Origin of the sequence: Bradyrhizobium semiaridum (assembly GCF_020329505.1) — a bacterium.
Taxonomy (GTDB): Bacteria; Pseudomonadota; Alphaproteobacteria; order Rhizobiales; family Xanthobacteraceae; genus Bradyrhizobium; species Bradyrhizobium semiaridum.
Window position 1 is genome coordinate 1 of sequence record NZ_JAGKJJ010000086.1, and the last position, 655, is coordinate 655.

Below are 655 nucleotides of genomic sequence, written 5' to 3' on the forward strand. Positions count from 1 at the left end.
CTGCAGGAGGCCGGCTACCGCACCCTCGGCGGCACCTGGATCGCGGACATCAACGGCCCGTCGCTGCGCCAGGCCGAGAAGGTCGGCGCCAAGCCGCTGCACCGGCTGCATCTCTTCAGCAAGCGGCTGGCCGGCGCATGAGCAGCCTGACGCCGGAGCTGCTGCGCGAGCTGGTCGCCGAAGCGCGGCTGGCGCCGAGCGTCCACAACGTCCAGCCGACGCGCTGGCGCCTCGTCGCAGACGGCCGGCTGGCGCTGGTCGACGACACCGCCGTGCGCGCGCCGGTTCAGCGCAAGGCTCATGCCTTCCAGCGCCGCACCATGCGAGATCAGGACGTCGTGGCCTGAGGGATCGGCGACCGGCGCGGCTTGTCGATCACCGCCTTGACCACGATCGAGCAGCCGCTGTCGCCGCGATTTGCCGCGCTGTGCAGCTTCGCGATCAGGGATGGCGTCGCGCGCGATCCGCTGGCCGATCATGTCGCGCGGCGGATGTCCTGGCGCGGCAAATTCGCCGGCTCGTCCGGTGATGCGGCGGCGCTGGCGCAACTCGCCGTTTGCGACAATGTCATCTGCATCCGTGATCGCGATGCGATCACCGAGATCGCCGGCTGGGCCGACCAGGCCGAGTTGTCCTTTGTCCGCGGCGACGATTA

Annotated in this window: 1 protein-coding gene and 1 pseudogene; both read left to right on the top strand. The window is 70.2% G+C overall.

From position 1 onward, the window contains the following. Positions 1-137: 137 nt before the first annotated feature. On the top strand, positions 138-347 hold the full coding sequence (locus J6500_RS31565) for a nitroreductase family protein (protein WP_225716592.1): 210 nt from the start codon (positions 138-140) through the stop codon (positions 345-347). 21 nt (positions 348-368) lie between these two features. Beyond that, positions 369-655 (top strand): annotated as a pseudogene (locus J6500_RS31570) (hypothetical protein); the annotation flags it as partial.

Coding starts and splice junctions, on each gene's coding strand:
- J6500_RS31565 (WP_225716592.1), top strand. CDS start 138: ATGAGCAGCCTGACGCCGGAGCTGCTGCGCGAGCTGGTCGCCGAAGCG.